At 59.6% G+C, this 22,007-nt stretch carries 18 protein-coding genes; 6 read left to right on the plus strand and 12 right to left on the minus strand.

Features of this window, described 5'->3' with window-relative positions; translation table 11 throughout:
• Positions 1-51 precede the first annotated feature (51 nt).
• A complete protein-coding gene (locus tag GDN47_RS30325; RefSeq protein ID WP_152094883.1) occupies positions 52-1,071 on the plus strand; it encodes a LacI family DNA-binding transcriptional regulator in 1,020 nt (339 codons plus the stop codon).
• Between the two features lie 57 nt (positions 1,072-1,128).
• On the opposite strand, the gene GDN47_RS30330 is transcribed toward GDN47_RS30325, so the two are convergent.
• Genes GDN47_RS30330 through GDN47_RS30340 form a run of 3 tightly spaced genes read right to left on the minus strand, consistent with a single transcriptional unit; the run spans position 1,129 to position 4,847 of the window.
• A complete protein-coding gene (locus GDN47_RS30330) occupies positions 1,129-2,223 on the minus strand; it encodes an ABC transporter substrate-binding protein (protein ID WP_152094884.1) in 1,095 nt (364 codons plus the stop codon).
• A 40-nt stretch (positions 2,224-2,263) separates the two neighbouring features.
• Complete coding sequence (locus GDN47_RS30335) at positions 2,264-3,334, minus strand: ABC transporter permease (protein WP_069615586.1); 1,071 nt, start codon at positions 3,332-3,334, stop codon at positions 2,264-2,266.
• 16 nt (positions 3,335-3,350) lie between these two features.
• Positions 3,351-4,847: a sugar ABC transporter ATP-binding protein gene (locus GDN47_RS30340; protein WP_152094885.1), complete on the minus strand. Its 1,497-nt coding sequence runs from the start codon at positions 4,845-4,847 to the stop codon at positions 3,351-3,353.
• Positions 4,848-5,233: 386 nt separating this feature from the next.
• On the opposite strand from GDN47_RS30340, the gene GDN47_RS30345 reads away from it, so the two are divergent.
• A complete protein-coding gene (locus GDN47_RS30345) occupies positions 5,234-6,220 on the plus strand; it encodes an AraC family transcriptional regulator (RefSeq protein WP_233790200.1) in 987 nt (328 codons plus the stop codon).
• 214 nt (positions 6,221-6,434) lie between these two features.
• Here the strand turns inward: GDN47_RS30345 and dhaL (GDN47_RS30350) are convergent, their stop codons facing one another.
• The 8 genes from dhaL (GDN47_RS30350) to GDN47_RS30385 all read right to left on the minus strand — a co-directional run bounded on the left by dhaL (GDN47_RS30350) (position 6,435) and on the right by GDN47_RS30385 (position 15,509).
• Positions 6,435-7,091 (minus strand): dihydroxyacetone kinase subunit DhaL, encoded by a 657-nt coding sequence (gene dhaL, locus GDN47_RS30350; RefSeq protein ID WP_069615583.1) that lies wholly within the window; start codon positions 7,089-7,091, stop codon positions 6,435-6,437.
• A gap of 55 nt (positions 7,092-7,146) precedes the next feature.
• Positions 7,147-9,243, minus strand: a complete 2,097-nt coding sequence (locus GDN47_RS30355) for a bifunctional sugar-binding transcriptional regulator/dihydroxyacetone kinase subunit DhaK (protein WP_152094886.1) — start codon at positions 9,241-9,243, stop codon at positions 7,147-7,149.
• A 133-nt stretch (positions 9,244-9,376) separates the two neighbouring features.
• The gene (dhaL, locus tag GDN47_RS30360) at positions 9,377-10,018 is read right to left on the minus strand and encodes a dihydroxyacetone kinase subunit DhaL (protein WP_152094887.1); all 642 of its coding nucleotides are present in this window, start codon (positions 10,016-10,018) and stop codon (positions 9,377-9,379) included.
• A 14-nt stretch (positions 10,019-10,032) separates the two neighbouring features.
• Positions 10,033-11,025, minus strand: a complete 993-nt coding sequence (locus GDN47_RS30365) for a dihydroxyacetone kinase subunit DhaK (protein ID WP_152094888.1) — start codon at positions 11,023-11,025, stop codon at positions 10,033-10,035.
• Between the two features lie 34 nt (positions 11,026-11,059).
• Positions 11,060-11,833: an SDR family oxidoreductase gene (locus GDN47_RS30370; RefSeq protein ID WP_152094889.1), complete on the minus strand. Its 774-nt coding sequence runs from the start codon at positions 11,831-11,833 to the stop codon at positions 11,060-11,062.
• 61 nt (positions 11,834-11,894) lie between these two features.
• Complete coding sequence (locus GDN47_RS30375) at positions 11,895-12,884, minus strand: substrate-binding domain-containing protein (protein WP_069615580.1); 990 nt, start codon at positions 12,882-12,884, stop codon at positions 11,895-11,897.
• Between the two features lie 86 nt (positions 12,885-12,970).
• A complete protein-coding gene (locus tag GDN47_RS30380) occupies positions 12,971-13,975 on the minus strand; it encodes an ABC transporter permease (protein WP_152094890.1) in 1,005 nt (334 codons plus the stop codon).
• A 55-nt stretch (positions 13,976-14,030) separates the two neighbouring features.
• A complete protein-coding gene (locus GDN47_RS30385; protein WP_113332771.1) occupies positions 14,031-15,509 on the minus strand; it encodes a sugar ABC transporter ATP-binding protein in 1,479 nt (492 codons plus the stop codon).
• A 389-nt stretch (positions 15,510-15,898) separates the two neighbouring features.
• Between GDN47_RS30385 and GDN47_RS30390 the strand changes: the two genes are divergently transcribed.
• The 3 genes from GDN47_RS30390 (at position 15,899) to GDN47_RS30400 (ending at position 18,523) form a co-directional block, all read left to right on the plus strand.
• Positions 15,899-16,483, plus strand: a complete 585-nt coding sequence (locus GDN47_RS30390; RefSeq protein WP_113332770.1) for an NADPH-dependent FMN reductase — start codon at positions 15,899-15,901, stop codon at positions 16,481-16,483.
• Between the two features lie 117 nt (positions 16,484-16,600).
• Positions 16,601-17,317 (plus strand): FadR/GntR family transcriptional regulator, encoded by a 717-nt coding sequence (locus GDN47_RS30395; RefSeq protein ID WP_113332769.1) that lies wholly within the window; start codon positions 16,601-16,603, stop codon positions 17,315-17,317.
• A gap of 87 nt (positions 17,318-17,404) precedes the next feature.
• Positions 17,405-18,523 carry a lactonase family protein gene (locus GDN47_RS30400; RefSeq protein WP_152094891.1) on the plus strand — a complete coding sequence of 373 codons (1,119 nt, stop codon included), beginning with the start codon at positions 17,405-17,407 and terminating at the stop codon, positions 18,521-18,523.
• 46 nt (positions 18,524-18,569) lie between these two features.
• Here the strand turns inward: GDN47_RS30400 and GDN47_RS30405 are convergent, their stop codons facing one another.
• A complete protein-coding gene (locus GDN47_RS30405; RefSeq protein ID WP_233790202.1) occupies positions 18,570-20,582 on the minus strand; it encodes a putative bifunctional diguanylate cyclase/phosphodiesterase in 2,013 nt (670 codons plus the stop codon).
• A 381-nt stretch (positions 20,583-20,963) separates the two neighbouring features.
• Here GDN47_RS30405 and GDN47_RS30410 point away from each other — a divergent pair, with 381 nt between their 5' ends.
• Positions 20,964-21,878: a DMT family transporter gene (locus GDN47_RS30410; protein ID WP_113352400.1), complete on the plus strand. Its 915-nt coding sequence runs from the start codon at positions 20,964-20,966 to the stop codon at positions 21,876-21,878.
• The last annotated feature ends 129 nt before the right edge of the window (positions 21,879-22,007 follow it).

Raw genomic sequence — 22,007 nt, forward strand, 5'->3', positions numbered from 1 at the left:
ATTCTAGGAAGAGGCATACTACTCTGATGGTAACGATAACATAGGCCATTGATGAGTAACGATCGCAAAACGCCGACTATGGCAGACATAGCCCGCGTCATGGGAGTTTCTCCCATGACCGTGTCGCGTGCCTTCAAGGCCGATAGCCTGGTCAGTCCGGAGACGCGCGAGGCGATCCTGCGAACGGCGGAAGAGCTGGGCTATGTTTTCGACAGCACAGCATCCAACCTGCGTTCGCAAAAGTCCGGCTTTGTCGCCGTTACCATTCCATCCATCAACAATGCCAACTTCGCAGATACGGTCGGCGGCCTCTCGGACACCTTATCCAAGCGGGACATGCAGATCCTGCTTGGCTATACGAACTACGATGTCGAAGAGGAGGAGCGGCTGATCGAGCAGCTGCTGCGCCGCAAGCCGCAGGCGATCGTCGTGACCGGCGGCACGCATACGCAGCGAGCGCGCAAACTTCTGCAGACAGTTGCAATCCCCGTGATCGAGACTTGGGATATCCCGACCGATCCGATCGGCCATTATGTCGGCTTTTCCAACCGAGCCGTCATGCGCGATATGGTCGATCATTTCGTCGCACTCGGCTGTCGCCGCATCGCTTTTATCGGCGGTGACGTCCAGCGGGATTCACGCGGCAGCGAACGCAGGCTCGGTTTCATTGCGGCGATGCAGGCACATGGTCTTGATGCATCGAGATTGATCGCGGCCGGATCGCCGCCGATCTCGATGCGGGAGGGTGCCAATGCCATGGCGAAGCTGATCGAGCTCTATCCCGATACGGAAGCTCTCGTCTGCGTCTCGGATCTTGCCGCCTACGGTGCGCTGACCGAATGTCGGCGGCTCGGGATTCCGGTGCCGGAACGCTTTTCCATCGGTGGTTTCGGCAATTATGAAATCGGCGAGGTCTGCGTGCCGACTTTGACGACGATCAATGCCTTCGCGCGTGAGATCGGCGAGCGGACTGCACAATTGATCCTGGATATTCTCGATGGCACGCAGTCGATTCCTGATGTCAGGATCTTGCCGCAACTGATTGCACGCGATAGCAGCCGCCAAGCTTAGTGTTGTTGTCGAATGATGTGGCCCGGCCTTTAAGCTAGGCCACCCCCGTCACTGGGATCACTTACCCCAGATCTTCTTATACTCGTCCTTATAACCGTTGTCTGGATCGAAGGTGTTCTTCGGGCCGCCATCGGATTGGATATTGTCTGCCGTCACGACGTGTAGCGGTGAGAGATAGCCGGACCATTTTTCACCGGCGAAGGCACGATTGAGTTCATCGACCAATTGCCAGCCCTGGAGATTAAGGGGTTCGGCAACCGTAACCTTCTGGAATTGACCGGCGCGGATGCGCTCATAGGCCGATTGCGAACCGTCGCCGGCAGCGACGTTGATCGGCGCATCGGTGCCGCTCTTGCCGGCGGAGGCGAGTGATGGACCCATGAAATCGAAATAGAGGTCGTTGATCGCAAGCGAATGCGTCCAGCTGTCACCGTATTTCTGAAGGAGGGATGTCGTGAGCTGCGGCATGCGCTGCGATGTCTCGGCAATCGGAGTATCGACATATTCGAGAACCTTGCCGCCCAGACGCTCGATCTCCTGCTTCATCTTGTCGGCCTTGGCGATCGCGATCGCATAGGTGGAGTCGGTGAAGATGATGACGCCCGGCTTGCCCTTGGCATCGACGAATGCCCAATCGGCGGCAGCCTTCGAGACCTCCATGGCGTCGGTGCTGACATTGGCGAAGAGCCCATTCTTGTCGTCGGGGCCGATCACCGGGCCGGCATGCCAGGCGACCAGAGGGATTTTGGCGGCCTTCGCCTGTTCCAGCGCAGGGGCCTGTTCGACGGCATCGAAGCCGTCGATGATGATGCCGGCGGGCTGCAGCGCTATCGCCTGACCGAAGGCCGCTGTACGGCCGCCGATGGAGCCCGCGCCATCGAGAACCTTCACCTCCCAGCCGATCGCCTTCGCCGCTTCCTCGACACCGTTGCTGACGCCGAGAATGCCGCCATTCTTGAGATCGCCCGCGAGCACAACGATGGTCTTGCCGGTCTGCGCCTTCGGGCCTGTCGTCGGGCCGTCCCATTTGGTGACCGGGGTTGCGTATTTATCGACGACGGCCTTCGCATCCGCCAACGGATCGGCATAGGCCTGGCCGGCGCATAGCACCAGGATCGCCGTCGTGCCCTGCAGGAATTGTCTACGGTTCATGTCTTCTCCTCCCTTTGAACATTCGAACTTCAGATGATCTTCATTTCTCCGCCGGCTTGGCGGAAAGTTGCGGCGCCTGGGCGGGGGCCATGCGTCCTGCATGGCTGCGGCGGCGCTGGGCGTAACCGGCAATACCGATCGCGACGAGCAGGGTGACGCCATTGAATAGAGGCTCGACATAGAAGGAGCCGCCGAACTGCTGGATGCCGGCAATACCGACTGCCAGAATGATGACGCCGATCATCGTGCCCCAGACGTTGACGCGACCGGGCTTGATGGTGGTCGATCCGAGGAATGCGCCGACCAATGCAGGCAGAAGATATTCGAGCCCGACGCTTGCCTGGCCAATGCGCAGCTTGGAGGCAAGGAGGACGCCGGCAATGGCGGCAAGTGTTCCCGAGGTAACGAAGGCGCCGATGACGAAGCGGCGAACGGGAATGCCGTTGAGCGCGGCAGCCTTTGGATTGGCGCCGATCGCATAGATATAGCGGCCGATCGGCAGATATTCGAGGACGATCCACATGACGAAGGCAAGCGCCAGGACATAGATGCCGGTGATCGGCAGGCCGAAGACCATCGTGCCGTTCAGCGCATAAAATCCCTGCGGCAGCATGCCCACGACCTGCCGGCCGCCGGTATGCCAGAGTGCGATTGCATAAAGAACAGTGCCCGTGCCGAGCGTTGCGATGAAGCTATCGATCTTGGCAATCTCCACCAGCAGGCCGTTCAGAAAGCCGGTCAGTGCGCCAAGCGCGATGACGATCAAGACGGCAACCGGCCAGGGCAGGCCGAACATCGTCTGAAGGCTGATCGCCAGCACATGCCAGAGCACGATGCCGTAGCCGATGGTCAAATCGATGCGCCCCGCCGCCATCGGGATCATTGCCGCCAGCGACAGGATGGCGATGATGGTCTTGTCCGAAATGATCGAACGCAGGTTGAGCATTGTCGGGAATGTCTGCGGCAGCAGAATGGAGAAAAGCAGGATCAGGAAGACTGTCAGGATGACGAGGCCATAGACGGGCAGCAGGCGCTGGATCTTCTGGCCGAGGCTCATGGCCGAAAGCTCGGCGCGGGTCGGTTCAAGCGCGTTGGATTCGATCGATTGCATGGTGTTCTCCTCCGGTTCAGGCCGCTTCGGATGCAGATGCGGCAGCGATGACCGCCGGTGTTGTAAGGTCGGCACCGCTGAGTTCGCGCACGATCCTCCCGCGCGAAAACACCAGGGCACGATGGCAGATATGAGCGATTTCCTCGAAATCGGTGGAGACGACGAGAACGGCAAGGCCAGCCTCGACGGCCTCGGCGATCAACCGATAGATGTCGGCCTTGGCGCCGACATCGACGCCGGCGGTCGGATCCTCGGCGATCAGCAATTTGCGGCCCGTCGCCAGCCATCGTCCTACGACCACCTTTTGCTGATTGCCGCCAGATAGGGCTTCGATGGCAAGGCTCTGATCGTTAGGCCTGAGGCCGACACGGCTTCCAAGCGAATAGGCAGCTTCTGCTTCGCGGCGTGGAGACAGGAACGAAAACAGGCTTCGTCCGGAGGCGCCGGGGTTGAGGAAGGTATTTTCGCGCAGGCTGAGCGACATGGCGACGGATTCTTCCGTCCGATCCCTGGCGATCAGGCCGATGCCCGAAGCCATCGCGGCGACGGTGCTGGAAAGGTCGGGTGCGACACCATTCAAGCGAACGCTGCCCTGCGATGGCTCGCAACCGAATAGCGCCCGTCCGATCAATTCCTGACCGGCGCCGCGCAGGCCGACGAGCCCGAGCAATTCGCCCTGTCGGATATCGAAGGACACAGGTCCTGCGCCGCGGCAGGTGAGCTCTTTTACGGAAACGATGGCAGGCCCGGCGCTTCTTTCCGCCTTGACGAAGAGCTGGTCCGCCTTGCGCCCGACGATCATGCGGATGAGCTCATCCGGCGTCGTCTCGGAGACTGGCTTCTGGCCCACCAGCTGACCGTCGCGCAGGACTGCAACCCGGTCGGCGATGCGGAAGATTTCATCGAGCCGGTGCGAGACATAGATCATGGCCACGCCGCGCTCTTTCAGCGGGCGGATGGCGGCAAAGAGCTTCTCGACTTCATCGGCGGGCAGGCTGGCCGTGGGTTCGTCGAGCACCAGCACGTCGGCTTCGACTGCGAGTGCGCGGGCGATTGCGACCAGCGACTTCTCGGTGCGGGTCAGCTCCTGTACGCGGGTCGACGGATCGAAATCGCAGCCGACGAGCTTCAGTGCCTCGGCGGTACGCCGCTCCGTGGCGCGCCAATCAATCAGCCGTCCACGCAGAGAATAGCCCTGGGCGAGCCCGACATTTTCGCCGACCGTCATCCATTCGATCAGGCCGAGATCCTGATGGATAAAGGCGACCGGCTGGCGCTGATTGGGTTGCGGCGGGCGATGATGATAGGGCTTGCCGCGAAACAGGATCTGCCCGCCATCCGGCTTGTAGATGCCTGCCAAGGTCTTGATGAGCGTCGATTTGCCCGCGCCATTCTCTCCGAGAAGCGCGAGAATTTCGCCCCGCTGCAGGTCGAGAGATACGTTCGACAGCGCGCGTGTTCCGCCAAATTCCTTGGTGATATCGGAAAATTCGAGCAGCTTTCCGTTGTCCATCCTGCTCCTCCCAAAGCTTCGATGGGAGGAGGCTATGTTATCGATAACATTCCGTCAAGTGGTTCAAAGGCATCTGAGGAATACTCAGGCACTTGGCGCCGGCGCACACGAAAGTCGGCGTATTAGCCGAGGTTTTGGTTTAGGTATAAAATATATTCCTGAAGGTCGGATCATATTATGAAATAATATAAGTGTAATCAAAATGTATACAGCGAGGAGATGCTGATATATCCATATGGTTGCAATTGTAATATTTATTGTTTAGCGAATTGATTTTGTTTATCATCCAGGTTTATCTCAAATGGAGATGTGAGTGAGGATTTACTTTCAGGGATATGATTGAAGCCTGAAAGATAATCCGCCGATGCGGCACAAGAGAGGATTATTTGACCTACGCGACGCTCTCGGTGTTCAAAGTCGATAAGGCCGATGCCGAGGAGATGACGGCGCATTATGCGAGAACCCTATTTCCCGCCATTGTCGAGCCTCTCAATGGCCGCGGCACGATTTCGGTGGTGGATCGTCACTACACGATCGGTTCCTGCAGCATCTGGCGCGGCAAATGTCATTCCGGCATGAGCGTCAAATTGTCCGGCGGTCCCGATGCCTACGGCCTTTATCTGCCGACCGCTGGCAGGATGCTGATCGAGACGGAAGGGCGGCAGCTGGAGTCGCTGCCGGGCAGGGGCCAGCTGGCCGATATGTCATGTTTTGAACATCTGACATTGTTCGAACAGCGCGGTCATATGGGTATGGCATTCGAGAAGCCGGCTATGGTCCGGCAGCTGAGCGAGTTGCTGGACGCACCGGTTCGAGATGATCTGAAATTTACCGGTCCGGTCGATCTGATGTCGGGGCGAGGCATGCAGATCGCAACGCTTGCAAATCTCCTGTGGCAGGATCTCGCGACAGGCGGCGCAGAACGATCCTCGGCCGCATTCATCGAAAGGCTCCTGCAGGCGATGATGATCGCTTTGCTTGAAACCGTCCCGCACAACTACTCGGCGCAATTGCTACGACCGGCGTCACCGGCCATCCCGAGGCAGTTGAAACGCGCTATGGAATATATGCACGCCAATGCCGGTGCAGACATCAGAATGGCCGATATCGCCCGGGAAGCCGGAACGAGCGTGCGGTCCTTGCAGGCGGCGTTTCAGCAGTTCAAGAACACAACGCCTCTTGGCTACTTGCGGAACATACGACTGCAGGGTGCGCGCAAAACCCTTATAGATTCGGGCCAGTCGCGGTTGGTTGCCGACATTGCGCGCGATTGGGGATTTTCTCATATGGGCCGCTTCGCAGCACTTTACTATCAATCCTTCGGCGAGATGCCGTCCGAGACCGTCAGGCAACCTCGGCGCGGGAATGAATAGCGCTGCGATCTGCTTGCGCGAGGAAGTTGCTTTGCCGGAGCGGGTCTATTCGCCGACTGCGTTATAACGAATGGGAGCGGATTGAGCATCCGGACATGTAGTTATTGCATCGACAAGCTTGAAAATCGGAACGACGAGAGCTGGCTAACCAATATCGAGCGGGCATTGGTGAGAACAATTTAGCAAGATCACATGTTAGTAGGCTCCTAATCGCTTAACCGCCGGCCTTATCCTCCACAAACGTATCCCGCATCGCCCGCAGAATAATCACCGCCGAAGCCGCCCCCGGGTCGATATGCCCGAGCGATCTTTCCCCCAGCCGCGCCGCGCGGCCGCGGGCGGCCACCATGGAGCTTGTGGAATTCGCTCCAGCTTCGGCAGCGTCGATTACGGCGCTCCACATGGCGGTAACATCGCGTGAACCTGCCTTTGCATCGATGGCGGCTTCGGCGGCGGGGATCCATGCGTCGAGCATGGTCTTGTCGCCGCGCTGGCCCTTGCCACGCTGCTGGATGCCGGCCCGCATCTCGTCGATGATCATGGCCTGGCAGGCCGGAGAGAGGGATTCATCTGCCTTCAGCGCTTGCGAGGCCCGCCGGAAGGCGGTGGCATAGAGGGGGCCGGTCGAGGCGCCGACGGCATCCAGGAAGGCGGAGGCTGCGGTGGAGAAGATCTCCGAGGGCGATGCCTGCGCAAGATCGAGCTTTGCGAGCTCCGCATTCACGGCCATGAAGCCGAGAGACATGGTGATGCCGTGATCGGCGTCGCCGATTGCGCCATCCAACTCGGAGAGGCGGTCTTTTTCGGCATTGATCGCGATCGATATGCGCTGAAACATGGTGCCCAGGCAGCGGGCGGCTTTTTCCGGCATCGTCTTCCTCCCGGTCCCGGCCATGTCTGTTGTCGCCGGGCACATTTTTATAGCTTTATCCGACCTTCAGGGCGAAGGTGTCGCACGGATGGTTCAGCATTTCGGTCAATTCCTGATCGAGATGCAGGATGGATATGGATGCACCGACCATGTCCAGCGACGTGCAATAATGTCCCACCCAGTTTGCCTCGATCTTGATGTCCTTGGCGCTCAGCCTCTGTTCGACGCGGCGGAACAGGATGTAGAGTTCCATCAGCGGCGTTGCGCCGAAGGAGTTGATGAGCACGGCCACCCGATCGCCCGCAACCGGCTTCATTTCGGAGAATATCCGGTCCATCACCCGGTCGGTGATCTCGTCGGCGCTCATCATCTTCTCGCGGGTCACGCCGCGTTCGCCGTGAATGCCCATGCCGAATTCGATATCGTCAGGCCCGATTTCGAAGTTATGGCGTCGGGTCTGCGGCAGGGAACAGGGCTCGAGCGCAACGCCCATGGTGAACGTCCGGTCATTGGCCTTGCGTGTCACTGCTTCGCAAGCGTCGAGCGACAGGCCCTTGTCGCAGGCAGCGCCCGCGATCTTGAAGATGAAGAAATTGCCGGCAACGCCGCGTCGTCCCTCGCGATCCTCGATCGGAGAGGAGGAGATATCGTCTGTGGTCAGCACCGTGCGAACGTCGATCTGCTGCTCCTGCGCCATTTCGGCGGCCATCTCGAAGTTCATGACGTCGCCGGCATAATTGCCATAGACAAAGAGCACGCCTTCGCCGCCGGAGGAGGCCTTGGCGCATTCGAGGATCGGGGTTGGCGGAGGCGAGGAAAAGATGTTGCCGATGGCGACGGCATCGGCAAGCCCCTTGCCGACATAGCCAAGAAAGCAAGGCTCGTGGCCGGTGCCGCCGCCGATCACCAGGCCGACCTTGCCCGGCCTCGGGCCGGTTCGCGCCATCAGCGCGCGGTTCGATCCCTTGATCGGCACGATATGCGAGGCATGTGCCTTGACGATGCCTTCGAGCATCTCGTCGACGACATCGTCGGGATTGTTGAGAAATTTCTTGATATGCGTTCGATAGCTGCTGGGCAGGGCAGTGCTGTTGTGGGTTCTCGGACGCTGCTGGGCTTTCTGATCGAATTCGGTGACGCCATCGGCATTCAGAATGCCGCGCCCGGTGGCTGCATCGGTAATCAGCACGTTGATATAGCCGCCGCGCAGGGCGGCGAGAATTGCGGGCACCTTGTCGAAGCCGCCGGCGACGGCGATGCGTAGCCCGATGGATTTCAGCATGTCGAGGGATATGCCGATGGTGCGCTCGTCGAGCGGCCCTGCCACCGGCAGACCCTTGGCGTCGATGAAACGGCCGGCAAGAACGCCGACGGCATTCTTGGCCAGATAATCCTGCAGGGAGACGGACTCGAAGAAACCGCTGCTGTGAACCGTCGAGTTCGGTCGCAGCGACGCCACGCCGAAGATGGCCTTGTTGGCTTTAGAAAGCGTGGCAAACTGATCCTCGACCAATGGTTCGCGCAACAAGATCTCCCGAACCTCAGGCGCCGAAACGATCGCAGGGGCCGTGATGTTGATCAGCCTGCCGCCTGTCACATCGGCAAAGGCACTGGCACAGAGTTCCGGCGTGTAGGCAAAGAGTGCACGGGTGCCACCGGTTGCCTGGACGATGGTAACATCCTGCAGGTTCGGCACATTGGCCTGCTCCGCGACCGCGAGAACCGTTCGGCCCCAGGCGACGGCAAGCGTGTCGCCGGATTTCAGCAAGCGGGCGATGGCCTGCGCGCCAGCGGTCCCAAGGCGGTCGATCAGTGGCCGCGAACCATCGTCGCTGGGCACCACGAGACAGTCGTGCAGGCCGAAATGGCGCTTGAGTTCCTGTGCGATTGAGAGCGAGCTCAGGCGGGATGGCTCGAGCGAGATATTGACGATGCCGCGGCTGCGGGCATCGGCGAGATAGCTGTTCACGGTCGCCCGCGAAATGCCCATGATCTCGGCGATGTCGCCCTGGGTTTTGCCATCTTCATAATAGAGCCAGCAGGCCCAAACGTAAGGGTCGTCGCCATAGCGCAGCGGCATACTGTCGGTTGCGTCAGGCACGCCCGCCTTGCTTGCACTATTCTTGCCGACCGAAGATGCCTTGCCTGTCATGATGATTCACTGTTTCCCGTTTTCGCCTGAAGATGAAAGCAATGACGCATGTTTGCAAATGCTTCTTCTTGAGGAGGGGCGGCGCGCGACCCCGTGGTGGAGCACGGGGTCGCGCAGCCTTGGGAGAGCCCTGCTATTGCAGTCGTGCGCGAGCGCCGAGGGAAAGTTCCTTCAGGATGATGGCGCAGGAGGTCGCACCAGCGTCGAGAACGCCGAGCGAGCGCTCGCCCAGCCGGCTAGCGCGGCCGATCTTGGCCACAAGATTGAGCGTCGAATCTCGGCCAGTCTCGGCGGCGGCGACCAATGCCTCGAGCGCCTCGGCAAAGGACTTGCCAGCTACGTTCGCAGCATCGAAGGCCTCGATCGCCGGAACCAGCGTGTCCAGAAGCGTCTTGTCGCCGACCTTGGCCGAGCCGATCGACTGGATACCTTCGAGCCCGGCATGCAGTGCCTTGCCATAGGCTGCGCTATCGATCGCATCGATGCCATCGAGCTTTTCGGCAATCTCGGTGAACATGACGCCGTAGAGTGGGCCCATGGAGCCGCCGATCTCGGTCATCAGCACCGTGCCCAGCGTATCGAGTGAATCTGACAGCGACTGGCTCTTGCCCTTCAGGCGTTCCGCGGCCATGCCGAAGCCCTTGGCCATGTTGACGCCATGGTCGCCGTCGCCGATCTTGCCGTCGATCTCGCTGAGATAGGCGCGGTTCTCGACGATGCGGTCAGCCAGCGCCAAGACGATATCGCCCGATGTTGCATTGTTGAATGTCTGCATGCGTGCGTCCCCCCTCAGAGCAGCGTCGTGCACTCGACCTCGACGTCCAGGAGCTCTTTCAGCTCCCCGTCGAGTGCCATCACGGTCAGTGTCGCGCCGACCATTTCGAGCGACGTGAAGTAGTTGCCGATATAGGTCTTGTAGATCTTCAATCCCCGTTCGGAGATCTTCGTCTCGATCGTGTCGTTGAGGATGTAGAGCTCGTTGACTGGTGTCGCGCCGAGGCCTGACACGAGGACGGCCACCTCCGTTCCGGCCGCCAGATTATGATCGTCGAGCACGATCTGGCACATATCCTCGGCTATCTCTGCTGCCGTCTTCAGCGGCTCGACGCGAACGCCGGGTTCGCCGTGATGGCCAATGCCGACTTCCATCGTGCCGGGCTCGATCCGGAAATTCGGGTGACCAACGGCGGGCAGGGTGCAGGGACCGAGACCGATACCGACGGAGCGGCAATTGTCGATCGCCCTTTGCGCGGTCACACGGACTTCCTCAAGGCTTGCACCCTTGGAAGCCTTGGCACCGCCGATCTTCCACATGAAGATTTCGCCGGCTACACCACGGCGCTTCTCGCGCTCCTCCGGTGGCGCCGAGCAGACATCGTCGTTGGCGACGACGGTCGCGACTTCGATGCCGTCCTTGGCGGCAAGCTTCGTTGCCATCTTCACGTTCATGTTGTCGCCGGCATAGTTGCCGTAGAGGCAGATAACACCACGGCCGCCGTTGGCTTCACGTATGGCGTCGTGGAAGCTCTTGGCCGTCGGCGACGAAAAGAGCTCGCCGACTGCGACCGCATCCAGCATGTTCTTGCCGGTATAGCCGATGAAGGCCGGCTCATGGCCGGAGCCACCGCCGGTGACCACGCCGACCTTGCCGGCATGCGGGGCATCCTTGGCGACGACGACGCGCGGATTGTCTGCCAGACGGACGATGTCCGAATGCGCCTTGATGAAGCCTTTTACAGTATCTTCAACGACTTCATCGGGATTGTTGATGAACCGCTGCATGGTCTCTCCTGTCGAAATTGTCGAGCGCTTGCGCTCAAAGAATGGTGTAGCCGCCGTCGATCAGCAGATCGGCGCCGTTGATCATGTCCGCGCCGGACGAGGAGAGGAAAACAGCCGCGGCTGCAATCTCCTGCGGGAAGGCGAAACGGCCCGTCGGGATGCGCTTCTTGGCGGCCTCGCCTTTCTCGCCGGCCCAGGCTTTCTTGCCGAGCTCGGTCAGCACGATGGTGGGCGAGATGGTGTTGACGTTGATGCCGTGTTTGCCCCATTCGGCGGCAAAGGTCTTGGACATGCCGATCACGCCGAACTTGGAGGCGCAGTATGCGACATGCTCTTCAATGGCGACCGTGCCGGCCTGCGAGGCGAGGTTGACGATCTTGCCGCCCTTGCCGGCGGCGATCATCGCGCGACCGACAGCCTGTGTGACCAAGAAGGTGCCCTTGAGATTGATGTTGATCGTCTTGTCCCAATAATCGAGCGCCAGATCCTCGGCGGGAGCAAGGAAGACGACGCCGGCACTGTTGACGGCGATATCGACGCTGCCGAAATGCGATACGACATCGCTGACGGCCTTGTTGACCGAGGCCGGATCGGACACGTCGCAGACGAATGCTTCAGCGCCGCCGCCGATTTCTGATGCCTTTGCCTTCGCCATGTCGACATTGATATCGAGAACCGCGACCTTCGCGCCCTTGGCGGCGAATGCAGCAGCGACCGCGGCACCGATGCCGGAGCCGCCGCCTGTGACAAGCGCCGTCTTGCCTGAAAGCGGGAAGTTTAAATCAATGTCTGGGGATGTCTCGGTCATCTTTTTCAAGCCTCTGTTTTCGGGGTGCGGCGAGGCGATGGTTCGCCCCGCCACATTGGTCTTACTTGCGGGTTTCGAGCAGCTTGTCGACGTTCTCAGCCGTTACCGGGGTCCACGGGACATTGTAGTTCTTGTCCTTGCCATCGTTGAACGGCATGGCCGGATACTGTTCCCAGATCTTGGATTCCGGCTTGTAGTTGCCTTTCTTGGCGGCAAAGATTGCGAGATCGAGGGCGCCCTGGGCCTGCGCGCTGGCGTCCTGCAGGATCGAGGTCATCGTACCGGCCTTGACGGCATGGAGCGCATCGGTGATGCCGTCAATGCCGGCAATGGCGAAGTCCTTGACGTTAAGTTTGGCAGCCTTGATCGCTTCGATCGCGCCGAGCGCCATCTCGTCGTTCTGGCCGATGACGCCGTTGATCTGGCCGGGATGAGACGTCAGCCAGTTTTCCATCAGGGTCTGGGCTTCGGCACGCGACCAGTTGGCGGTCTGATCTTCCAGCACCTTCACATTCGGGCACTCGGCAAGCGCCTTCTTGTTGCCTTCGAGGCGCGAGATCTGAGCGGACTGACCGATCGGGCCTTCGAGGATGACGACGTTGCCCTTGCAGCCGATCTTGTCGAGGACGGTCTTGGCTTCCATGTAGCCGGAGATCGTGTCGTCGGAACCGACGTAGGCGGTCAGCAGGTCGGAATTGACGCGGGTGTTCGAGCCGACGACGGGGATGCCGGCGTCATGGGCGGCCTGTACGGCGGTTGCTGCAGCTTCGATATCGATCGGCACGAAGATGATCGCGTCGAACTTCTGCGTGATCATCGTGTTGACCTGCTCCTGCTGCACGAGCGCATCATAGCGGCCGTCGAAGATGGTCAGATCGACATCGCCATTCTTGACGGCAGGATGTTCCTTCAGCGCCGCCGACCAGATCTGCATGAATTCGGCATTCAGGCCGTAGGGCGCCGCGCCGATTTTCAGCTTCTTGTCCTGGGCGAGGGCAGGTGACGCCAGAATCGCTGTCGCTGCAGCAAGAGCAATCAATAATTTCTTCATTATAAGTCTCCTCCGTTGAAAGTCCGGCCGTCGCCTTGACGCGCCGTTTGGTTTTCCGAGTGCGAACACTGGAATGTTCTTCGGGCTCAGCCGCCCAGGTTTCTCTTTTGGTCGAGCATCACGGCGCCGACGATGAGCGCGCCCTTGAGGACCTGCTGGTAGTAGGACTGGATGCCCATGAGATCGAGGCCGTTGTTCATGACGCCGATGATCAGCGCGCCGATCAGTGTGCCCGTGATGCGGCCGACGCCGCCGGAAAGGCTGCTGCCGCCAATGACGACGGCTGCAATCGCGTCCAACTCGTAGGCGATGCCGGCCTGTGGCAGGGCGGAGCCGGTGCGGGCGGCAAGGATCATGCCTGCCAGACCGGAGAGGCCGCCGGAAATGACGTAAACGAGGAAGCGCAGTTTGCTGACGTTGATACCGGAGGTAACGGCGGCATGCGGATTGCCGCCGACAGCATAGATATAGCGGCCGAAGCGGGTACGGTTCAGGACCCACCAGGCGATGATGAAGACAATGGCAAGCAGGATAACCGGCATTGGGACCGAGAGCACGCTGCCGGTACCGATCCAGCGAAAATCAGGGGTGAGAGCCGGAACCGGCTTGCCGCCGCCATAGATCAGCGTCAGGCCACGGGCGGCAGAGAGCATGCCGAGCGTCGCGACGAAGGCGGGGACGGCAAAGCGCGAGACGATGAGGCCGACCAAGGCACCGCAGGCGACACCGACGAGCAGACCGACGGCGAGCGCCACATAGGGCGGGTAGGGCGCACCGACGATGCCGGCTGTCGCCGAGGTCGTTGCGAAGCTCGCGCTGACGATGCCGGTCAGTGCAACCACGGAGCCGACGGAGAGATCGATACCGCGGGTCAGGATGACAAATGTCATGCCGATCGCCAGCACGCCGTTGATCGAAGTCTGCAGCAGCACGTTGGAAATATTGCCGGCCGTCAGAAAATACTCATTCGAGAATGAGAGGACAGCAGCGAGCAGCAGGAAAGCGAGAAAGATCCCATATTCCTGAATGATCAATCGGCGCCGGTCCGAGCCGAACCAGGAATTGGACGGATTGTTGTCAGTGGCGGACATTGCAAATACCTCTTGTTGCCGGACGCGTTCTTTTGCGCTTCGTGGTCTGCCGCATTCAGGTCGACAGATGCACGAGCGATTGCGCGTCGGCCTCCTCCCTCTTGAGAATTCCGGCGGAGCGCCCCTGGCGCATCACCAGGATGCGGTCCGACATGCCGAGAACCTCGTCTATTTCGGATGAGATCATGATCACCGTGCCGCCTTCGGCGGCGAAATCGCAGATGATGCGATAGATCTCCCGCTTGGCGCCGACATCGACGCCACGCGTCGGCTCATCGAGCAGCAGCACGTTCGGCTTGCGCAGGAACCACTTGCCGAGAACGACCTTCTGCTGATTGCCGCCCGAAAGACCGGAGACGGGCATGCTGTCACGCGCTGCCTTGATGCCGAAGCGCTGGATCATGTCCCGGCTGGCACTGGTCTCGGCCCGGCGATCCATCGAAAAATGCGGGCTCATTTCGGGCAGGCTCGCAAGGCAGATGTTGTTGCGAACGCTATCGATCAGGTTGAGGCCGGTCAGCTTGCGATCTTCGGTGACGAAGGCGATGCCATGCTGCATGGCTTCGGCCGGTTTGCGTACGGTTATGGGCTCACCGGCAAGCTTGATCTGGCCGCTGCTGACGGCATCGACGCCGAAGATGCAGTTGAAGATCTCGGTCCGGCCGGATCCCATCAGGCCATAAATGCCGAAAATCTCCCCCTTGTGAGCGGTAAACGAGATGTCGCTGACTTTGCCTTCCGCTGTGAGGCCGGCGACTTCCAGCCCCGGCGTTGCCGTCGGGACGTTGGTCTTGATGTATTCCTCGCCAAGTTCGCGGCCGACGATCAGGCGGATGAGGCCCGGCCGGTCGATGTTGGCAAGCGCGCCGCTGCCGACATAGGACCCATCCCGAAAGGCCGTGTAGGAATCGGCGATCTGGAAGATTTCGGACAGGCGGTGCGAGACGTAGACAACGCCTTTGCCTTCAGCCTTCAGCCGCTCGATGGTCGCAAACAGCTGCTGCGCTTCCTTCTCGCCGATCGCCGAGGTGGGCTCGTCCATGAAGATCACTTCGGCATCGTGGCTGAGCGCCTTGGCGATCTCGACCAGCTGAACTTGCGCGACCGAGAGGTTCATCATGAATTGCGTGGCGCGGATATTGAACTGCAGCCGGTCGAGGAGCGCTTGCGCATTACGATTCATTGTCTTGAAATTGATGCCGCCAAAGCGCGCCGATGGCTCGCGGCCGAGATAGATGTTCTCCGCAACCGTCATGTGCGGGATGGGGCTGAGCTCCTGCTCGATGATGGCAATGCCAGCGGCCAGCGCTTCGGCAGGGCTTGCGTAGTCCACATCCTTACCGCGGCGGCGAATGGAGCCGGCATCGCGCTTGTGAATGCCCATCAGGATCTTGAGGAACGTCGACTTGCCCGCACCGTTGCCGCCGCACAAGGCGTGGACGGAGCCGGGACGCAGCTGAAAGCGCCCATCGCGCAATGCAGCGACGCCGCCAAAGGACTTCTTTAGCCCCTCTACTTCAAGCAGGAATTCCACTTTCCTCTCCCCATTCCGGATGCAGTAGCGAGTCACGACGTCACCGTCGGAGGTTGCTTGCCATCGTTTGACAATATTCGAAATGCTTTCGACAAATGTCAATATGGTTATGCGGAAATCATGCGATTGCGGATACGGTAGTTACCATCACGAGGAGAATTCACTTGAGGATGGCTCGGTACGTATTTGTAATAAAATGGATTATTTAGTGCGGATGCGGCAAATGGGTCGGCTTGATAAAATGCCGTTTTGACGGGATGCGGTGTAGGCGGCATCGATGGACTGCAGCGATTGCACAGAAAAAAATTCGTTGTGGACGGGGAGAATCCGCTTAATCCTAGGATACAGAGCGGTTTCACGTAGTGCCTCTGGCAGCGGAGCAGGCAGAGATGCATCCATCGAAAATCACCATTCTCTCCTGCAGCATGGATCCGGAAAGCCGGAGCCGCCGCATGGGCCGTGAGGCAGAAAATCTATTGCGGGAGAGAGGGGCTGAGGTTGAGTTTATCGATCTTCAGGATCTCGAGCTGCCTGTATTCGACAACTTGAACTGCTATCAGCATCCTTCCTACGACAGGCTGTATCGTGCAATTCGCGATGCGGATGGTGTGCTGCTTGCTGTGCCCATTTACAATTGGTCGGTCGGCAGCGCTGCCAAGAGCCTGATCGAGCTTACCGGTGCGACGGGCGAGGGCGGACGAAAATCGGCCTGGTTCGACCAGATCGTCACCTTCGTCTGTTCCGGTGGGCTCCCGCATAGCTATATGGCATATGGCAGTCTCGCCATGTCGCTGATGCTTGATTTCAAATGCGTGATCAATCCCTATGTCGTCTATGCCACGGAGAGGGATTGGATCGATGGCGCCACCCTTTCCGATGCGCTTGCGGCGCGGCTGAAGAAAACGATCGAGGTCAAGCTGGAGTTGTCATCGGGCTTGAGAGCCAGAGCATATACCTCCGACTGGGAAATCTAGTTGCCTTGCCTGCCCCGATTGCATTCGATGCGTCCCATGTTAAGACTATTCGTATTATGACCTAACGCTGATTATATGAAGCGGCTGCGGATGAGCAGCCGGAATCGGGGATCGGGAATGACGACAAATGCCCGGGCAAGGCAAAGGCTGGCCCAAAGGGTCATCGATGAATTGCGCACGCAGATCGAGTCCGGCAAGCTTCAGGCAGGCGACCAGCTTCCGACGGAACCGCAGCTGGAAGCGGCCTTCGATGTCAGCCGTACCGTGGTGCGTGAGGCGATTGCCGATCTTCGTGCCGCAGGCCTCGTCAAGCCCGTTCAGGGCAAGGGGGTATTCGTTTCCGAAACGCCGGCGCGATCCAGCCTGCTACTGACGCCTGTCGAGGTCAAAAGCATCCCCGAGACGCTGGAATTGCTGGAATTCCGCATGGCTGCAGAAGGCGAGGCGGCGGCAATCGCCGCCTATCGCAGAACGGCTGAACAGGAGGCAGCAATTGCAGCCGCCAACCGCAAGATGGCACTGCTGATGGAGCAGGGGCTATCGACCGTCGAAGCGGATTATGAATTCCACATGGCGATAGCGGCTGCTACGAACAACCGCTTCTATGTCGATGTGCTCCGGCATTTCGGCGCCCGAACCATTCCGCGCGGACAGTTTCCGACATTGCCTGAAGCGAATGATCGCGCCTATTTGGAGAAGGTCCATGCCGAGCATGCGGAAATCCTGACGGCGATTGCCGATCAAGACCCGGAGCGAGCGCGTCAGGCGATGCGAGCACACATGCTGGCGAGCCAGCGGCGCTATCGCCTTTTGGCCGAACTGCAGGCGCAATAATGCTCGACGCATTGCCATGGTCATATTATGTCATATGATATTAAGCGATCATCGGCGGTTACGCTCGATGCTCGGGCGAGGTGATTAGTGGTTCAGACGTCTTCCAGTGTGTCTCGCGCATTCGTCTATGTCTCGGCGGCAGTTGCCGGAACGATCGATGCATACAGGATGGATGGGGCGACGGGCACGCTTACCCCAATATCCGGCATTGATGTTGGGCCGATGGTCATGCCGATGGCCGTCAGTCCGGACCGGCGGCATCTCTATGCCGTCATTCGCGAGCAGCCTTACCGGGTACTGACGCTGACGATTGACCCCGAAAGCGGCAGGCTAAGGCAGGAGGCCGTCGCCGCTCTGCCCGACAGCATGGCCTACATCTCCCTCGATCCGACAGGTGGGCTTCTATTCGCTGCTTCCTATGGCGGCAGCAAAATCGCCGTGCTGCTGATTGACAAGAACGGGCTGGTCACCGCGCAGGCACAGCAAGTAATCGCAACCGGGCGCAATGCCCATTCGATCGTCAGTGACCGGACAGGCAAATATGTCTTTGTCACCAATCTCGGCTCAGATGCCGTGCAGCAATTCACTCTCGACGCCGAGACCGGGATACTGAAGCCGAACGATCCGATGCAGGTTGAGACTGGCGCCGGCTTCGGTCCGCGGCACATCGCCATCTCCCCCGATAACAAGGCGGTATACGTCCTGACCGAACTGACCGGCCATGTCATCCACTATGCGCTCGATACCAATACGGGCACCTTGAGCGAGATCGAAAATGTTGCTTCCGTTCCTGAGATTGCCGGACTGTCCCCGGGCATCGCGCCGCCTGGTCCGGCGATATCCGGTGCGCCTGTACCGGCCGTGGCTTCCGCCGACAGCGGCAAGCCGAAGGTCTGGGCCGCAGATATCGGCATCACCCCGAACGGCAAATTTCTTTATACAACGGAGAGAACCACCAGCCGGATCGCACTCTTCCGCGTCGACGCAGGCAATGGAAGACTGACCTACATCACAAACTATCCGACCGAGCAGCAGCCGCGCGGTATCCGCATCGATCCATCGGGCCGGTTTCTTGTCGCATCCGGCGAGAAGTCCGACAGGCTGTCGGTCTATGCCATCGACCAGGCCGATGGCGGTCTCGGCCTGGTGGGGCGATATCCGGTCAATGCCGGTGCGAACTGGATAGAGATCGTGACATTTCCTTGAGACGCGTCCGCATGCGGCAAGCATCAAGCCCTTCTCGAGCGAATATCTACACTGCTTTCGCAGCGGTTCCGGCAATCAGGCTTTCGATTTCGGAGGAGGGAAGGGGCCGGGCGAACAGATAGCCCTGAAGCAATTCGCATCCGGCGCCTTCCAGAAAACGGGCCTGCTCCTCGGTCTCGACGCCTTCCGCTACGACTTCCAGATCAAGTGTTCTGCCAAGCGATACGATGGCGGAGGTAATGGCCATATCGCCGGGCTTTTCCGGAATATCGGCGATGAACGATCTATCGATCTTCAACCGGGAAAGTGGAAAGCGCCTGAGGGTGCTCAGGCTTGAATATCCTGTGCCGAAATCGTCCATCGCGAGGCTGACTCCCAGCTTCTTTAGTTCTTGCATCCGCTCGATGGCTCCTTCGATGTCACGCATGATCAAGCTTTCCGTCAGTTCGAGCTCGAGCCATTGCGGATCGAGATGAGCGGATTGCAATGCCGATGCAACCTGGTTCGTCAGCGAACTTTCCAGGAACTGCCGAGCTGACACGTTGACGCCCATACGCAATGCGGGCAGGCCGCGATCCTGCCACAGCCGCGCTTGCTGACAGGCTCTGCGCAGAACGATTTCGCCGAGCGCGACGATAAGTCCTGTCTCCTCGGCGAGCGGAATGAAGGCGCCTGGAAGCAGCAAGCCTTCGGCAGGATGCTGCCAGCGGACGAGGGCCTCGACGCCAATGATCTTGCCGCTGCGTACTTCCTTTTGCGGCTGATAATGGAGCACGAATTCGTCCCGCTCCACGGCACGCCGTAATTCTTCGATACGGGTCAGCTTGTTGCGGGCGTCCTCTGCCATGGCCGGCGTGAACAGTCGAATGGCGTTGCGCCCCGCTTCCTTGGCACGATAGAGCGCCATATCGGCATTCGCGAAGAGTTCCGAAGCCGTCTTGCCATGCTCCATGGCGCAAGCCACACCGATGCTGCAGCCTACCCGGATCTCGACGCCTTGTACGATCATTGGCTTCGAAATGTCTGCCAGGACCGCCGCGAGCCTCTCGCATATCGGTTCAGAGTTCTCTTCGAGAACGATGATGAATTCATCGCCACCAATCCGGGAAACGATGCCGCGAGCGCCGACATGGGTCGATATGCGCTGCGCAACCACCGTCAGCAATTCGTCGCCGGCGGCGTGGCCAAGGGTGTCGTTCACCAGCTTGAAATTGTCCAGGTCGACAAAGGCAACGGCCAGAGACTTTCTTTTTCGTGACGCCGTTTCCAGCAGGGCGCTGAGCTTGCGGTCGAGCAACATGCGGTTGGGCAGGCCGGTGAGCGCATCATGTTCGGCCAGATAGGCGATGTGAGCGATGTCCCGATGGCGATCGATGGCTATTCCAACGGTCTGCGCTATGCCGGCGAAGAATTCCATAAGTCCAGCCTCGTCGCCATCGGTTTGCACCGTCACCAGGGCTCCATGCCGGCCACCATCCCGAGAGAAAATAGGAAACTCCAGGGTGTCGCCGGCAAGAGGCTTGGTCTGCTCGCCGTCGAGAACGAAACGGACCTGTCTGCCATTCAGCAAGCCCTCAAGAAGGGTCTGGGCGTCCTCGAGAAACACATCAAGATCAACGCCGCGCGCCACATCCTGCAGAAGTTTCGTCTGAGCGCTCATCAATTTTTCTGCCCGTTTTCGGGCGGAAATATCGCGGGATGCTCCGACGACGCCGATGATATTGCCGTTTCTATCGCGCAACGGCACCCGCGACATCATGAGCCAGCCTTCGCCCTTGAGGCGCCGCTCTTCGACGCCGAGATCGGCCTTGCCGCTCTCCATCACCTGCTGTTCGACTTCTTCGATCTTGTGGGCATCGGCCATCGGGTGAATTTCGGCGTCGGTAAGGCCGATCAGTTCGTCGACATGCGTAAAGCCATTGTTGAGGACGATCGCCATGTTGGCAAAAAGGAAGCGGCCGTTCCTGTCCTTGGCATAGATATAGTCCGGCACGTAGTTGATCATCGCCTCGAGCCATTCGTAACGCTCGGCAAGAGACAGATATCGAGCCTGAAGCAATTCAAACGGCTCGCGGACCTGCTCATCCTCAACATCTTGATCTCGGTGCGTAGGCTCTGACGATCCATCGGGCGGCTGCATCATGTATGTCTCTCACCCGGCAAGCGGACTATATCGGCAGGTAATTCTGCAAGAATAAAAGCATATAGGCATATCGACCGTCCTCGCTGGCGAGTTTGGTTCACCTGTTCACGTAAACGTTATCATATAACCGAATTTATAAACATCCGCTCAAGTTTTACAGGAGAGCGCGCCCCAATGAGTGCGCAGATGCTGGATGTTCCGGGATGATCCGTCGGCGATGAATGTCATTGCGGGTATGGGGCAAAACCGGCTAAAGCGCAGGTGGTGGAAACGCAGGATTCGCAAGGATAAAATAGTATGCGCGTGGGCAAGGCCGTAACAAGCGGCAATCTTGTGCTTGCCGGCATGCTGATGATGCTTCTCGGCGACTTCCTGTTTTCGCTGAACGATGCCATGGGTAAGTGGCTGGTTGCGAGCTTCTCCGTCGGCCAGATTCTGGTGATCCGCTCGTTCGGTTCGTTCATTATTCTGGCGCCGATGATCGCGCGGCAGGGCAGCGACGCACTTTTTCGCCTCGAACGGCCGCCGCTGCAGCTTCTGCGTGTCGGCATGACAACGCTCGATGTTGCTCTCTTTTACGCCGCTGTCGCCTATCTGCCGCTGGCCGATGTCATGACCTTCTATATGGCTGGCCCCATTTATGTGGCGGCGATCTCGCATTTCTTTCTCAATGAAAAGATCGGCTGGCGGCGCTGGCTGGCGGTTTTCGTCGGCTTTATCGGCGTGTTGATCGCTCTGCGACCTTCTGCGGCAATGTTTTCCTGGCCATCGCTTTTCGGCCTTGGCGGCAGCCTCGCATTCGCTTTGACGCTCGTGCTCGGGCGACGGCTGCGGCAGACGCGGGATGCGACCCTCGTCGCATGGCAGACGGTCGGTGCGCTCATTGCCGGACTGGTGCTCAGCATTGGCGACTGGCGTCCCGCATCCGCGCTCGATTTCGGCGCCATGCTTGCCCTCGGCATCGTCGCCGGCAGCGCCCATATGCTGATAACCCGATCCCTGAAGCTTGCTCCAGCTTCGCTGCTTGCTCCGCTCCAATACAGCCTGCTGGTCTGGGCAATCGTGCTGGGCTTCGTTTTCTTCGGCGATATTCCCGACACCCAAATTGTCATCGGTTCTGCGATTATCGTCGTTGCCGGGCTCTTCATCTTCCATCGGAAGAACCTGGTGGATACGGTCCCCAAAGACGACGTTGCTCGGGATGGACATTGAGGCAGTATAGCGGCCGCCGCGACGTGCGGACTGGCGGACTCCTTGATCTGAACCTTGCGCTCGACGAGGGGGGAAGGCGGCGGCGATCAGTGTCGCACTTGGGAATGGAATGTACCCGCCACATCCGGG

Origin of the sequence: Martinezella dioscoreae, from assembly GCF_009176305.1 — a bacterium.
Classification (GTDB): domain Bacteria; phylum Pseudomonadota; class Alphaproteobacteria; order Rhizobiales; family Rhizobiaceae; genus Rhizobium; species Rhizobium dioscoreae.